The organism is Sphingopyxis sp. GW821-FHT10B01, assembly GCF_059415685.1.
Window position 1 is genome coordinate 1 of record NZ_JBWKNS010000001.1, and the last position, 14460, is coordinate 14460.

Genomic DNA, 14460 nt, shown 5'->3' on the forward strand with positions numbered 1-14460 from the left:
GGCCTGAACGGGCATTTCCTCCGGGACCAGCTGATCGTCTTTAAACCCGGCGCCGAAATCATCCTGCGCAGCCATGGGCCGAGCCGATTGATGCTGCTCGGCGGCGAGCCGCTCGACGGCCAGCGGCACATCTTCTGGAACTTCGTGTCGAGCCGCAAGGAGCGGATCGAACAGGCGGCCGAGGACTGGCGCGAGCGCCGCTTCCCCGGTGTCCCCGGCGAAACCGAGTTCATCCCGCTTCCCGAAACCCCGCGCCGCGCGGCGTGAACACTCCCTCCAACCAACCCCAAAGAAAGAAGGATAACATCATGACCTATTCGATCATCGGATCCGGTGCGATCGGCACCGCCCTCGCCCGTCAGTTCGCACGCAAGAACATCCCCGTCCGCGTCGCGAACAGCCGCGGCCCCGCCTCGATCACGCCGCTTGCCGCCGAGCTCGGATCGGCAATCGAGCCCGCAGCACTCGAAGAAGCGCTGGCCGCCGACATCGTCATCCTGGCGGTGCCGTTCACGGCGGTCGGCGAAACGGTCGCCGCGGTGGATGACTGGCAGGGCCGCGTCGTGATCGATGCGACCAACGCGATCGACTTCACCGATTTCTCGCCCGCCAATCTGGGCGGCGAACTGTCGAGTGACCTTGTCGCGAAACAGCTTCCCGGCGCCCGGCTGGTCAAGGGCTTCAACACTCTCCCCGCCGCAGTCCTTGCTGCCGAGCCCGAAGCCTCCGGCGGTCGCCGCACGATCTTCGTGTCGAGCAACGATGCCGAAGCAACCGCTGCCGCCGCAAACCTGATCGATGCGCTTGGCTTTGCCCCGCTCGCACTCGGCCGGATCGACGAAGGCGGCCGGCTTCAGCAGTTCGGTGGCGCGCTGATGGTCCACAGCCTGATCAAGCAGGGCTGAACGCCCCCCTCAGAAGGAGAAAAAACATGCGTATCTCGGACGTCCTGCGGGACAAGAACCACCGGCTCGTCACCGTTGCGGGCAGCGCCCCGATCAGTCAGGCGCTGTCGCGGATGCGCGCCGAAGCGATCGGCGCCCTGATCGTCCAGTCTGGCCACGGCCGCCTGATCGGCGTGTTGTCGGAACGCGATATCGTGCTGGGCCTCGACATCTACGGTGCTGCCGTGCTCAGCAAGTCGGTCGACGATGTGATGACGCTCGCGGTGCCGACCGCAGCGCCCACCGACAGCATCGCCGCGGCCATGAAGCTAATGACCGACCGGCGCGCCCGGCACCTGCCGGTGATCGAGGACGGCCTCGTCGTCGGCCTCGTCAGCATTGGCGACATCACCAAATATCGCCTCGCCGAAAAGACCGAGGAAAACAGCGTGCTGCAGGACATGGCAAAGTTCCGCCTAGCCGCGGCCGCCTGACCTCACCACCCACCTCTGGAGACAGGCAATGAGCGACATTCTCAAAGGCAAGACTGTCATCGTCACCGGCGCATCGGGCGCGCAATCGCGATCGCGGCGGCCGGCACGGCGCGATCCGCCCGTTCAATGCGCGGATGAGCACACGGCTGATCCCGAACGTCTACGCGCTCTATGCCGAAGGCGACACGGTGGTTGCGCATTCCGATACCAAAGGCATGGTGCGCAACGGCAAGCCCTATATCAACAGCTATGCGTGGATCCTGACGCTGAAGGACGGACGGATCGTTCGGGCGTTCGCCTTCTTCGATGCCCATGCGTTCGACGGCTTCCGGATGCGGGGTCAACCCGCTGCGAAACGAACTTTCGTCAAGCGTCGGGCGGCCTACCTCGCCGCCCGACGCTGGGTGTTTACTGGTCGTTGGCGGAAAGGCAGCTTTTACAAAAAGTCTCTAATTGCCGACGCAACAAAGCTGGTTTCATAATATCTTCGTGCGCCACACATTGATGGCCACGACACAGATCGCGGCCACGCTCAACAATCCGGTCCAAAGCAAGGTTCCAAAGGCGATGCCGTCGCTTAGCAGTGGTGGCACGCTCGACGCCCCGATCAGAATCCAACCCGCCGGACGAAGCAGGCGTGGCGGCTGAGCCCCAAGGTCACGCCGCACCGTTCGCCAATGCTGCACCTGGCTCAGCCCCAGCGCAGCAAAGCCAAGCGATGCAAGAAGGACCCCGATAGAAAGAAGGAGCATCTTCATTCAGCTACGCCCCGCGCTGCTAAGGCAGCCGCCTTGTCACCACTGCCCAGCATGAAGGCACTTCCGGCGGCAAGCATGGCGCCGGCCAGCAAGGACAGATCGACACCGGCGCTATGCCAGAGCCCCGCCGAAATCGCTGCCGAAAGGCCCGTATCCGTCGTCAATGCGTTGAGAGCGACCGCGAGGACACATCCTGCCGCAACCGCCCACGCCTGCTCGCGCCATGCGGCATGGCCGCGCGCCAATGCGTGAACGGCCGAAGCGATCCAGACCAGATGGAAGACCCATATTTCGTTCGCTGCCCGGTCCGCCGGACCGATCGGTAGCAAGCGATTGGCGATGAAGAAGCCAAGCGTTGCCAGCAGTGGCCCCACCGTCGCTGCAATCGCGAAACCCTCGACGAACCGAACGCCCCGACGCCCTTCCCTTGCGTGCCGCTTGCGGCGCGATTGAACCCAGAAGAGCATGCCGGTCGCGATCAGCAAGCATCCGGCGAGGCCCGATAGGAAATAGAGCCAGCGCAGTGGCCAATGGTCGAACTGGACGAGGTGGATACCATAGAGAAAATCATAGGCCCGCCGTGTGCCCGTCGACGGCGATGCGCCAAGACGCGCACCGGTTGCCGCATCGAACCACATGGCTTCGGTGCTGAACGAAATGCTTCCACCGTTCGGAGGACGAAGCTCGATGTAGCTGTTGGCATCGCCCGGGTGGACGATCTGGACATAGTTGGGCCGCGCTCCCCAATAGGCTTCCGCCTGATCGCGCAGCGCGTCCAAGGCTATGGGAGGGCCTCCGGGCCTCCCTGCAGCTTCGCGCGAGAAATAGCCCGCCGCCATCGCCTGCGGATCGCCCCTGAACATGATCGCCTGCGCCGACGGCAGATAGGTGTAGGTGAAGATCGCGACGCCGGTGAACGAGATCATCAAGAGGAAGGGCAGGAAGAGCACCCCCGACAGATTGTGAAGGTCAAGCGTCGTTCGCTGCGGCTTTCGGACGATACGCAGCGTAAAGAAATCGGCGAATATCTTGCGGTGAATGATCACTCCCGAAATGCACAGCGCGACCATGATCACGGCGGCGAACGCACAGAGGAAGAGTCCAATACCGCCCGAGTTGAGATTATAGTGATAGGGATAGAAAAAATCGGTCGCGCCCGCCGTCCCCTCGTCGGGCAGGATTTTCATCGCGGCCGGATCTATGAAGCGGCGCAGATGGGAGCCGTCAGCGAAGCTCGCTTGCACCTCCGCGACCGGAACGCGTTCGTCGGGGAGGATCATCCGCCACCCGCGCGATCCTGCGACCAGATCGCGCACAACCGGCACGAGCGCATCGGCCGACACGGGTTGAGCAATCGGCAACCGGGTGGCCGGCATCGTCCAGCGATCGATTTCGCGATCGAAAACCGCGAGCGTCCCGGTCCAGAAAATGATGAAGAGCAAAGCGCCGACGACCAGACCGAACCAGGTGTGGAACCAGTTCAGCGCCAGACGAAGGTCGCCCGGATCATCGGGAAGCGTCGGCGCGCTCATGGCATGACCCCGCCGACGGGCATGGCGGGGGCGATCATCCATGCCGTGCCGTGCGTCGTCGCCGCCGCGACGATCAGGGCGGCCCACACGCGCAGGAGACGCCGTTCGGCAAAGCACCACAGCATCAGGAAAGCAAAGAGAAGATAGCCCAGAACGCTGCCGATGATCAGTGCGTCCGACCGGCCAAGTCCGGCTCCGACGACCAGCGAAACGCCGATCAACGCCGCCGCGCCCGCGGTCGTCGCATAAGCGCCCACTGTCGCGGCCGCCACGCGGCCGGCGATCCTCAAGGCCGGTCCGGCGAGCGGCGCGCGCTGCGGGTCCAACTTCAGAACTTCGTCTTGACGTTGACGCCGAAGGTACGCCGCGCTCCCGCCTGTCCATATACCGATGCGGCGTCGCGATCAGCGAAGGCCAGATATTTCCTGTTGAACAGATTTTCGGCGAAAGCCGCAATTTCCCAATTGCCTCGTTTGAAGCCGGCCTGCGCATTGACGATGATGCGCGAAGCGATCTCGTCAGGCGTTCCTTCGCCAAAACGCGCGGTGTAGGCGGTCGTGTATTTGGCATCGCCGCCCAGAAACAGGCCATTTTCGAAGGCATAGCGTCCGCCGAAAGCAAGGCTCAATTCCGGCGCGTCGGGGAACCGCTCTCCCGACATGTCACCGAATGCTGCGGTATCGAACGCCTTGAACTTTGTATTGAGATAGCCGAGCGACGCGAAGAGCGAGAAATTCCTGGCCAGCATAAGGGTCGGTTCGATTTCGAAACCCCAGCTCCGCGAAGATGCTGCGTTGACGGTGATCGTGTAGCCGGGTCTCGACGAGTCCGGCGCAATCTCGACCTGCTGGTCGCTATACTCCGTAAAGAAGATGTTGGCGTTGAGCGTCAGTCTTCGGCCCAGCATCTGTCCTTTGTAGAAGAGCTCGTAGTTCCGGGCGGCTTCAGGCCCATAATAGACGTTGTCGCCGGTGTCGCGGTCGAGGAAAAAGCCACCCGTGCGAAACCCTTCCGAATAGGTAAAACCTATCCGATGCTGCTTCGATAGGTCCTTTGCGATTCCTATCCGGGGAACCGCGTTGGTCTCGTCGAATTTATTGTAGTTCCCGAATAGCTGAGGGGCACCGGCAAAAATGCTGTCGCTGACCTCGGTGGTCTCCTCCTCCAGATAGTCGAGACGGCCGCCAACCGTGAGATGCCAGGTGGGTACGAACTCATAGGTGACCTCACCGAAGAGCGCGACATTGTTGGTCTTGCGAATGAAAATTTCATCAAGGCTGGTAAAAAAGGGCGTCGAGACGAGATTCAGCGCTGAATCGAACTTCTGGCTGCTGCCGAATATCCCCGCCACCCAGGTCCAGCGGTCGCCCTTATAGTTAAGGCGCAGTTCCTGCGAGACCATCTCGTCGACGACGATGCCTCTCATCCCGTCAGGAACTCCCGGCTCTCCGGCATCGACCGACAGGCGGCGGGTCTTGCCCGACGTGAAACCCGTCTGAGAGGTCAGTTTCAGCCTGTCGGAAAAATCATGGGTGATTTCGAGACCAACGTTGTGGACTTTGATCTCGCGATATTCGGCGAAGCTGTCGAGCAGGATTCCGCTGAGATTGTAGCCATCGCCGCGCCGATCATCGAGCGTGAAGTCGCCATTCTCGAAAATGAGCCGTTCATTAGGGCGATCATCCGAATAGGAATAGCTCACCACCGCCCGGGTATCGGGCATCTCCGATGGCGTCAGCAGGACCTTGGCCCTGATCGTACCGCTCAATTCGGTTCTGAGATCATCCAGATAATTGTAATTTGCATATCGCGGATAGTGCACGTCGGTGTCCTGCACCTGATATACGCCAGCGACGCGAACCGATATCTGGTCGTCGAGAATGGGCATGTTGACCATGAAAGCGCCGCCCCGCAAATCGCGGTTTCCGATCAGGCCGGATAGTTCGGCTTCGCGTTCGAATGTCGGATCCTTGGTCTTGATGTAGATCGCACCGGCCGAAGCCGCCCGGCCGCTGAGCGTCGATTGCGGCCCGCGATAAACTTCGACCTGCTCGGTATCCCAGAGGTTGCGTGCACCGAAGCGCGCACCGTATCGGGTCTGCAGCACGCCATCGACATAGAGTGACCCGGTCGGCGCGCCGGCCGGGGTAAAGCCTTCCGAACTGATACCGCGGATGACGAAGCCCGAGTTGGTGAACGCCGAATCCATGACGTTGCCGAGACGGCGGAATGTCTCCTGCGTGTTGCGGATCTGGCCGTCCTCGATATTTCGCGAGGTGACGACGCCGACACTGGATGCGACTTTGTCCAATGTGGCCGTTTCGCGCGCGCCATAGACGATGATGATGTCGTCTAGCTGCGCGGTCTCCGCATTCGACGACACAGACGAAGGAGCCGCACGCCTCGGCGGGCGGACGGCAACGGGGCGCGGGCGGGCACCGCGCGCGGCGACCACGGAGAAGCCGCCCTTCCCGTCGTAGCGCGCGATCAGATCGCTGTTTGCCAACAATCTGCTGAAGGCTTGCTCGGGCGTAAAGCTTCCGCGCAGCCCACCGGTGCGCCGCCCCCGGACAAGTGCCGGATCCACCGTTACCATGACGTCGGCCTGCCGCCCCAATCGCGCGATGGCAGACCCCAGCGAGCCGGCCGGAATATCGAAACTGCGCGTCGACTGCGCTTGCATCTGCGTCTGTGCCCGGGCGTCCTCGGCCCCCGTCAAACCGACAGCACCGGCAAATGCTATCGCGGCCGCGCCATGCAGGATGCGCGTGCGGAAATCATGCATTCAAAACCCCCTTGTGTCACTGCTTTCACAAAGGGGACGATGCGGATCGGCAAACGGCTCAAAGAAAATTCAGAACCGGCGCGTGACAAGGATTTCCTGTGCAGAGCGGCGGACCTGAAGATTGCCGATCCTGCCAACCCCTTCGATCGCGCGGTCGATGTCGCGCAATGGGAAGCTTCCCGTTATTCTGACGCCCTCGAGCAACGCCGCGTCGAAGCGGATAGGCCGCTTACTGTAGCGGCTCAGTTCGACCAGCACGTCGGCAACATTCTCATCATCGACTTCGAGCCAGCCACTCGACCACATGGCAGCCATTGACGGATCGACAGGAGTTTCGGTCGAGACCCGTGCGGGCGTGACACGCGCCCGCTCGCCTGCGGAAAGGACGCGACATTCCCTTTCATTCGCCGCCGTGCTGCCAGGGCAGACGCGGACATGCGATTCGATGACGGTAACCAGCGTGTAGTTTTGCTCGCGTCGCACAGCGAAAGCGGTCCCCATCGCCGTAGCGGAGCCGTGAGCCGTCTTCACCACAAAGGGAGCGGGCCCGTCCTTGGCGACTTTTGCAAAAAGCTGGCCGCTGATCAGGCGAACTTCCCGCCGCCCCTCGTCCAGGTCGATCCCGATAGCGCTGTCGGTATCGATGACGGCTTCGCTGCCATCCGCCAGCGCGAGGGTACGCAGCTCGCCCCGTCCCGTTTGATAGTCCGGAAAATGATCGCGAACAAAATCACTGCGTATTCCGGCCCAGCCGAAGGCGACAAGCAGGGCGATCCCGAGCAATCTCCCACCGCGGCGGGCATAGCTGGAGCTGTTTCGTTCCAGCATGGCATGCAACGCAGCGCGCTCGAAATCCTCCGTACGGTCCACCCTGTCATCGAACGCGCGCATATTGTCGAGTATAGTCTGGTGAAGCGGATCCTCGGCACACCAGGCCGCAAGCGCCAGCCGTTCCTTCTCACTCATATCGCCTGCGTCGAGCGCAGCTGCCCATTGCGCGGCCTGCTCGATCATGTCCGACGTCGGATGTGCTTGGAAAGTTTCGGTCACTCAGCCCATGTAGGCGATCGAATAGCAACGTGCATAGGCCAACGCGATATGCCGTTTCACAGAGCTTAGCGAGATTCCCAACCGAACGGCGATTTCTTTCTGCTCCAGCCCTTCCAGGCGTCGAAGGAGGAAGGCCTGCCGCGTTTGCGCAGGCAAGGTTTCGAGCAAGTCCGTGACGGCCTGGAGGAGCTGGATTGCGTCGGCGATCCGCTCGGGCGTGATGTCCTCCGCGTCGGGCCCCGATATCGCAATCGCGTCAACCACCGCCCGCTCGACCTCGCGCCGCCTGATGTCATCGATCAGAAGGCGCCGAGCGACCGTCGCAAGATAGCTGCGGGGCGTGTTCGGCGCGGCAAATAACGGACGTTCCAATAACCGGCAGAATGCGTCCTGCGTGATATCCGCCGCCCGGTGCGAGCAGCGCGTGTGCCGGTAGAGCCACTCACGCAGCCAATCGGCGTGAGCTTCGTAAAGGGAGCCGATTTCCCGTTGTGCCGCTCTCGCGTTCACTTCACATCCCCGATCGCATTGCCCGCGAATTGAGTGAATCAACGAGCCGGCCGGATATCAGATATAGCTCTTGCGAATTATTTGCAATAATATCTCAATCGAATTCACCCTGCTGGCATTCGGCGGGGCTATGGCGGTGAGCGGCGCGCAGATGATCGCTGGCCCTTATCGGTGATGGGACTCGGAGGCCTCCTCAGGTCCTACAATGTGGCACCCGCCAAAAATCGCTGCGCGAACCTCCGAACCCTGGGCCAGTTCCACGGTCTGCAGCATCCGATGGCAGCTCTCCTCGCGACTCCAGTAAATCGCAGCCAGAACTGCGCTGAGGACTATCACTCCGATGGTAAGAAGTCCGGCGCGGCGCGGCATCAGTGGAAGACCGAAAATTTCATAAATCTTGTGACACCGATAACGAAATATGGCCGATTGAAGACGTTCTGCTTTCAGGCGAATTTTGAACAGCGCCGACATTCGATAGGCATCACTGGCGTTGGTTTCAAGGATCTCCTCCCGCTGAGGTGACGCGGCGAATGCCCTAACAATCCAAGCGGACCACTCGATCAAGGCCCGCCATAGGCGCCAGGCGGCAATGACCGGATTCATGGTTGGCCAGAATGGTGTTGATGCCTTAGAGCCTTATGATCGCGGGGGTTTTGTGGTTTGAAGAGGACAGGATCGGAATGATAGGGACCCAAATGAAATGGCTGGCCGGCGCTGTGGTTGTAGGTGCTTTGAGCTTCAGCGCCCCGGCGCTCGCACAGAAAGGCGACAGGCAATTGCCGGGCCAGCTCGACGAAAATAGCCAGCGCGACGGTCGGCCTTATCAGGTACGCACAATGACGCTTGAGGCAGGCAAACGCTACGCTTTCACCGCGGAGTCGGAAGAGTTTGATCCCGCACTCAGACTCTCTTTCGCCAATGCCGGGGACGAGGAAATCGCCGAAGACGACGATGGCGGCGAAGGCAATAATGCCTATCTCGAATTCGTACCTGCACGGAGCGGCGAATACCGGTTGCGTGTGGTCTCGGTGGGCGACAGCATGGGAAGCTATACGCTAAACGTGCGTGAGCTGGCACCGCTGCCGGCGCCGCAGCAGCCGACCGTAGTGGGTAGCAGTTCCATCGCCTTCAAACATTATGCCGGAGCCCTCACACGGACCGACGGCGAAATTCGCGGTCGCCGTGTCGATGATTATCTGTTCCGCTTCGAGGCAGGCAAGCAGATCATGATTTTCATGGACCGCGATGCCGACGGCCTCGATCCGGTCGTCGAAGTCCATGCCGGCAGCGACCGCTATAGCACCGACCCCATCGCGAGCGACGACGATGGCGGTGACGGGATGAACGCCTTTCTGATCTTCACGCCGGAAGAAAGCGGCGAGTATATCGTCCGCGCAACCAGCGCGGGCAGCGAGCGCGCAATTGGCGGCTACAAGTTGCGGGTCGGGCAACAGCCCTGATCGACGGACTCAGGCGGCTTGGCGGGCGGTTTCTGGATCATGTGGACGGCAAATGTTACCAAGGGCACGGTGTTGACACCCTGTTTCCACACGCGCGAACGGCAGGTTTCGGGCAGCGGTCTCGCGGCCGGCTACGACTTAGATCAAGCGCAAGTCGGCCAGTCGCGATCTGGCCGGTAGAAGACGGTCTGCCTTTGAAGCGAAATTGGCGAAAGCGGACGCGAGCGCTGCGCCAACTTTGCTCCGCCCGCACGAATGTTCTCGGGCACGTGCGGCAACGTGGCCACTAGATATCGTAAACCTCGATTTGGTCCTGGCCAAGCATCACTGTAACTTACTGTTCACTCTGAGATAATAAGATCGTATCGACATAGTGCAAAATAGTCTCGGGGGGGTTATTCGATGGCTGGTTACATTCGTTCGGGATCCGAATTTATCGTCAACACGGCGATGCCAAGAAGTCAGGCGCAGTCCGACGGCACGCTTCTGGCCAATGGAAATTTCGTCATCACCTGGATCGATGCAGACTTCAACACAACTGCCGGTCGATTTGTCCGAGCCCAAATTTTCCAGCCCGACGGCACACTGGTCGGGACCGAACTCACCCTCGACAGCTCCAACGACGGCAGCAGCAATCCGGTGATCACCGGACTGGCGGGTGGCGGCTTCGTCGTGATCTGGACTTCGCTCGCGACGATGTACGCGCAAGTCTATGACGCCAGCGGCGTGGCCATGAGTTCGCGGCTGGCCGTACCCGCCGGCAACTCGGTGCAGTATCCGGAGGTGGCCGCGCTTGCGGGCGGCGGCTTTGCGATCGCTTGGCACGATACGCGGACGACCGGCAGCGATGCTTCGGGAACCGGCATAAGGGTCAGCACCTTCGATCAATATGGCGCGGCGGTCACTAGCCAGACGTTAGTCAATACGGTGACTAGCGGCAATCAGGGCGATGCGTCGATCGCGGCCTTCCCCGGCGGCGGCTATGTGATCACCTGGACCGATCGCAGCATATCGCCATGGCGCGCGAAGGGGCAGCTGTTCGACGCGTCGCACAACAAGGTCGGTTCCGAATTCCAGATCGACATCAATGGTACTACCACCGGCTCGGTCGAATCGTCGGTAACCACATTGGCAAACGGGAATTTTGCCGTAGCGTGGTACGGCGGCGGCTCGGAGCACCGTATCCAGATTTTCTCGGCGACGGGTACTGCCGTTGGAACCCCGATCAGCGTGCCGACAAGCTTGAACGGGATACAGGTTGGGCCGGTTATCGCCGGATTGTCGGACGGCGGCTTTGTTATCGGCTGGAAAGCAGATTCAGGCGCTTTTTCGGATGGTTCGGGTGCCGGCATCTTCATCCAGACCTATGACGCCAGCGGCCAGCCGGTCGGGGGGCACGAACTCGTCAACAGCCAGATCGGTGGCGACCAGGTCCTGCCGTCGATCGTGGCGCTCGCCAATGGCGGCTTCGTCGTCGACTGGACCGACCTCAACGCATCAGGCGCCGACAATGACGCCGTGCGCGCGCAGATTTTCACGCCCGACACAAGCACGACGCCCGCCACCGACGTCATCATCACGTCGGCAGGTGGCGGCGCTGAGGGTTTGGTCGAGGTGTTTGAAAATGAGCGGGCGGCGGCCTTCGTCCGCGCGACCCCGGCAGCGACCAGCGGCCCGATCCAGTATTCCATCACCGGCGGCGGCGATGCAGCGAGTTTCTCGATCGACGCAAACAGCGGACTGCTACGCTTTGTCGCGGCGCCCGATTTCGAGGCCCCAGCAGACTTCGACGGCGACAACAGCTACGAGATCGTCGTAACCGCGAGCGATGGCGTGCTGAGCGACAGCCAGACGCTTACCGTCCTTGTTTCCGACCTCAACGAGGGACCGACGATCACGTCCGCTACAACCTTTGCGGCATCGGAAAACAACCCGGTCGCCGGGACGATCACAGCGGTCGACAAGGAAGGTGACGGCATCACCTACATGATCGTAGGTGGCTCCGAAGCTCTCGCCCATTCCACCGCCGCTTATTATGATTCAACGAAATTCTACCTGAATCCGATGACCGGGGTGCTGACGTTCAATTCGGCGCCCAACTATGAAGCACCTGCGGACTTTGGCGGCGATAACGTGTATAATCTCCTCGTCCGCGCGACCGACGCGAATGGATCCCCTTCGACAGCACAGGTGATCACGATCACGATCGGCAATGTCGCCGAAGGGACGACCATCTCGTCGAACGGCGGCGGGGCCACCGCCGCTTTTTCGATCGCCGAAAACCTGACGATCGCAACGACCGTCGTCGCACGCGACCAAGTCGGCCCATCGATCACCTATTCGATTTCGGGCGGTTATGACGCCGCCAAATTCGCGATCGACGCAACGACCGGCGTTCTTACTTTCATCACCGCGCCCAATTACGAAGCGCCGAACGATTTCGGAATGAACCGGATTTACGATGTAACGGTGTCCGCAACCGATGGCCTGCAAACAGATACGCAGGCGCTCGCGATCTCGATAACGAACATCAACGAAGCGCCGCGCATCACCTCCAACGGTGGCGGCGACACGGTGTCCATTTCGGTCGAGGAGAATCCCTACCTGTCCGTACTGACGCTCTACGCAAATGATCCGGAAAACGTGGTCCCGACCTATGCGATCATAGGCGGCGCCGACGCGTCTCTCTTTTCGATCAATGCAACGTCGGGCAGCCTAAGATTCATCGGCTCGCCCAATTTCGAAGCCCCGACCGATGCCGGGGCCGACAATGTCTATGATGTGATCGTCGCGGCAAGCGACGGCAGCCTGACCGACACCCAGGCGATCGCGGTCACAATAACCAATGTCAACGAACGACCGGTCATCACCTCGGCGAGCAGTTTGTCGGTCGCAGAAAACAGCACCGCAGTGACGACGATAACCTCGACCGATGACGAAAACCAGCCGCGGACCTACTCGATTGCCGGTGGTTTCGATGCTGCACGTTTCACGATCGATTCGGTGACAGGCGCGCTCCGCTTCGTGGCTGCTCCCAATTATGAGGCGCCCAACGATTCGGGGGGCAACCGCATCTATAATATCGACGTCGCCGCCAGCGACGGGACGTTGACCGGCACAAAGAGCCTCGCGGTCACAGTGACCAATGTTGCCGAGACGCCCGTCATAACCTCGTCCAGCACCTTTTCGGTCACGGAAAACAATCTGGTCGTAGGAACCATCGCGGCGACCGACAGCATCGCCTATGCCATCGTCGGCGGTGCCGACGCCGCGCGTTTTTCGATCAACACCGCGTCGGGCAGCCTGAGTTTCGTCAACGCGCCCAATTATGAGGCGCCGGCCGACGCCGGGAGCGACAATGTCTATGGCGTGATCGTGCAAGCCAGCGATAGCGGCCTGATCGCTATACAGGCGATCACGATCAGCGTGCTGAACGCGAACGAAGCGCCGGTCATCACCTCGTCCGGTACCTATTCGATCGCGGAGAACAGCACTTCGATCACGATGATCACCTCGACCGATCCGGAAAACCAGGCCCGAACCTATGCGATCGCTGGCGGCAACGATGCCGCGCGGTTCGCGATCGATTCCGCGACCGGCGCGCTCAGCTTCGTAACCGCACCCAATTATGAGGACCCAAAAGATTCCAACATCGATAACATCTACAATGTCATCGTTGCAGCGAGCGACGGGACGTCAAGCGGGACGAAGAGCCTCGCAGTCACCGTCACCAATGTCGCCGAAACGCCCGTCATCACAACCAGCGCCTTCTCAGTCGCGGAGAATATCCTGTCCGTCGGGAGAGTCTTGACGACCGACAGCATTACCTATGCCATTGTCGGCGGCGCCGATGCCGCGCGCTTTTCGATCCATAGCCCCACTGGTGCCCTGCGTTTCATTACCGCGCCCAACTACGAGGCACCGACTGATGCCGGAACCGACAATGTCTATGACGTGATCGTGCAGGCCAGCGATAGCGGCCTAATCGACACGCAGGCGATCGCTGTCACCGTGACCAACGTCAACGAAACGCCCGTCATTGGCCTAGCAAGCAGCTTTTCGGTTGCGGAAAACACAACCGCAGTGACGACGATCACTTCGACCGACCCCGAAAACGAGACGCGAACCTATTCGATTTCGGGCGGGCTCGACGCCGCGCGATTCATAATCGACCCGGCAACCGGCGCGCTCAGCTTTGTGACCGCTCCCAATTATGAAGCGCCGAATGATTCGGGCGCGAACCGCGTTTACAACGTCAACGTCTCCGCCAGCGACGGGACGACGAGCGCGACCAGAAACCTCACGATCACCCTGACCAACGTCAACGAAGCGCCGTTTATTACATCCAACGGCGGCGGCGAAACCGCAGCGATCACCCTCAACGAAAACGGCACGGCTGTCACGACGGTCTCCTCGACCGACCCTGAAAACACGGCGCGCACATACAGCATCGCTGGCGGCGCCGATGCCGCCTTGTTCACGATCCATGCGACGACCGGAGCGCTCAAATTCCTCGCCGCGCCCGATTTCGAAGCGCCCGCCGATGCTGACGGCAACAATATCTATGACGTCGTCGTCCAGGGGAGCGACGGCAGCCTCGCCGACACACAGGCGATTGCAATCACCGTCGCGGATGTCAGCGAAGGCATGTTACGTATGTCGGCCGGCGGCACCAACGCCTCGGCGCGCAAGCCGCAGTCCGTCACCTCCTATGATAGCGCGACTGCGATTGATCGCCGCATCGACCTGATGCGCCAGGATATGGCCTCGTTCGGGGCCAAACCGGGCGCGGGCGACCTTGGGAGAGCTCATGAACGACAAAATGTCGCATATGACTATTTTGCCTGATCCGTTTGGCGCGCGCGGGGTGGTAGTGGGCGTTGAGGTCGCGCGAATGCCCGAATCCCAGCATTCAAGTTGACATCCGGAATGTCCGGTATGAGGCGCAAAGCTGCCAGTCGCAATCTGGCCGCTGGCGGTCGGGCGG

The 14460-nt window shown here is 61.1% G+C and carries 13 protein-coding genes; 6 read left to right on the plus strand and 7 right to left on the minus strand.

Annotated features, from left to right (window positions below; all coding sequences use genetic code 11):
* The 4 genes from AC07NV_RS00005 to AC07NV_RS00020 all read left to right on the plus strand — a co-directional run.
* Window positions 1-267 (plus strand): pirin-like C-terminal cupin domain-containing protein (locus AC07NV_RS00005; RefSeq protein ID WP_495164289.1); only part of this gene is annotated, 267 nt, incomplete at its 5' end.
* A 41-nt stretch (window positions 268-308) separates the two neighbouring features.
* Window positions 309-905: an NADPH-dependent F420 reductase gene (locus tag AC07NV_RS00010; RefSeq protein WP_495164290.1), complete on the plus strand. Its 597-nt coding sequence runs from the start codon at window positions 309-311 to the stop codon at window positions 903-905.
* Between the two features lie 26 nt (window positions 906-931).
* The gene (locus AC07NV_RS00015; RefSeq protein ID WP_495164291.1) at window positions 932-1378 is read left to right on the plus strand and encodes a CBS domain-containing protein; all 447 of its coding nucleotides are present in this window, start codon (window positions 932-934) and stop codon (window positions 1376-1378) included.
* A gap of 134 nt (window positions 1379-1512) precedes the next feature.
* Window positions 1513-1860 (plus strand): nuclear transport factor 2 family protein, encoded by a 348-nt coding sequence (locus AC07NV_RS00020; protein WP_495164292.1) that lies wholly within the window; start codon window positions 1513-1515, stop codon window positions 1858-1860.
* Here AC07NV_RS00020 and AC07NV_RS00025 read toward each other — a convergent pair.
* The 7 genes from AC07NV_RS00025 to AC07NV_RS00055 form a co-directional block, all read right to left on the minus strand.
* A complete protein-coding gene (locus AC07NV_RS00025; RefSeq protein ID WP_495164293.1) occupies window positions 1855-2136 on the minus strand; it encodes a DUF3325 domain-containing protein in 282 nt (93 codons plus the stop codon). The two genes, AC07NV_RS00020 and AC07NV_RS00025, sit on opposite strands and share 6 nt — an antisense overlap.
* On the minus strand, window positions 2133-3668 hold the full coding sequence (locus tag AC07NV_RS00030; RefSeq protein ID WP_495164294.1) for a PepSY-associated TM helix domain-containing protein: 1536 nt from the start codon (window positions 3666-3668) through the stop codon (window positions 2133-2135). Before AC07NV_RS00030 ends, AC07NV_RS00025 begins: the two co-directional genes overlap by 4 nt.
* On the minus strand, window positions 3665-3940 hold the full coding sequence (locus AC07NV_RS00035) for a hypothetical protein (RefSeq protein WP_495164295.1): 276 nt from the start codon (window positions 3938-3940) through the stop codon (window positions 3665-3667). The genes AC07NV_RS00030 and AC07NV_RS00035 overlap by 4 nt, the downstream gene beginning before the upstream one ends.
* 56 nt (window positions 3941-3996) lie before the next feature.
* Window positions 3997-6453 (minus strand): TonB-dependent receptor, encoded by a 2457-nt coding sequence (locus AC07NV_RS00040; RefSeq protein WP_495164296.1) that lies wholly within the window; start codon window positions 6451-6453, stop codon window positions 3997-3999.
* A 69-nt stretch (window positions 6454-6522) separates the two neighbouring features.
* Complete coding sequence (locus AC07NV_RS00045; RefSeq protein WP_495164297.1) at window positions 6523-7467, minus strand: FecR family protein; 945 nt, start codon at window positions 7465-7467, stop codon at window positions 6523-6525.
* A 36-nt stretch (window positions 7468-7503) separates the two neighbouring features.
* Complete coding sequence (locus AC07NV_RS00050) at window positions 7504-8013, minus strand: sigma-70 family RNA polymerase sigma factor (RefSeq protein ID WP_495164298.1); 510 nt, start codon at window positions 8011-8013, stop codon at window positions 7504-7506.
* A gap of 165 nt (window positions 8014-8178) precedes the next feature.
* The gene (locus AC07NV_RS00055; RefSeq protein WP_495164299.1) at window positions 8179-8616 is read right to left on the minus strand and encodes a hypothetical protein; all 438 of its coding nucleotides are present in this window, start codon (window positions 8614-8616) and stop codon (window positions 8179-8181) included.
* 35 nt (window positions 8617-8651) lie between these two features.
* Here AC07NV_RS00055 and AC07NV_RS00060 point away from each other — a divergent pair, with 35 nt between their 5' ends.
* On the plus strand, window positions 8652-9473 hold the full coding sequence (locus AC07NV_RS00060) for a hypothetical protein (protein ID WP_495164300.1): 822 nt from the start codon (window positions 8652-8654) through the stop codon (window positions 9471-9473).
* Window positions 9474-9875: 402 nt separating this feature from the next.
* Window positions 9876-14321 carry a beta strand repeat-containing protein gene (locus tag AC07NV_RS00065; protein WP_495164301.1) on the plus strand — a complete coding sequence of 1482 codons (4446 nt, stop codon included), beginning with the start codon at window positions 9876-9878 and terminating at the stop codon, window positions 14319-14321.
* Window positions 14322-14460: the final 139 nt, after the last annotated feature.

Bases quoted from the DNA above. Each gene is read 5' to 3' on its own strand.
- AC07NV_RS00020 (WP_495164292.1), top strand. From the start codon at position 1,513: ATGAGCACACGGCTGATCCCGAACGTCTACGCGCTCTATGCCGAAGGC.
- AC07NV_RS00040 (WP_495164296.1), bottom strand. From the start codon at position 6,453: ATGCATGATTTCCGCACGCGCATCCTGCATGGCGCGGCCGCGATAGCA.
- AC07NV_RS00055 (WP_495164299.1), bottom strand. From the start codon at position 8,616: ATGAATCCGGTCATTGCCGCCTGGCGCCTATGGCGGGCCTTGATCGAG.
- AC07NV_RS00025 (WP_495164293.1), bottom strand. From the start codon at position 2,136: ATGAAGATGCTCCTTCTTTCTATCGGGGTCCTTCTTGCATCGCTTGGC.
- AC07NV_RS00030 (WP_495164294.1), bottom strand. From the start codon at position 3,668: ATGAGCGCGCCGACGCTTCCCGATGATCCGGGCGACCTTCGTCTGGCG.
- AC07NV_RS00065 (WP_495164301.1), top strand. From the start codon at position 9,876: ATGGCTGGTTACATTCGTTCGGGATCCGAATTTATCGTCAACACGGCG.
- AC07NV_RS00015 (WP_495164291.1), top strand. From the start codon at position 932: ATGCGTATCTCGGACGTCCTGCGGGACAAGAACCACCGGCTCGTCACC.
- AC07NV_RS00045 (WP_495164297.1), bottom strand. From the start codon at position 7,467: ATGATCGAGCAGGCCGCGCAATGGGCAGCTGCGCTCGACGCAGGCGAT.
- AC07NV_RS00010 (WP_495164290.1), top strand. From the start codon at position 309: ATGACCTATTCGATCATCGGATCCGGTGCGATCGGCACCGCCCTCGCC.
- AC07NV_RS00060 (WP_495164300.1), top strand. From the start codon at position 8,652: ATGATCGCGGGGGTTTTGTGGTTTGAAGAGGACAGGATCGGAATGATA.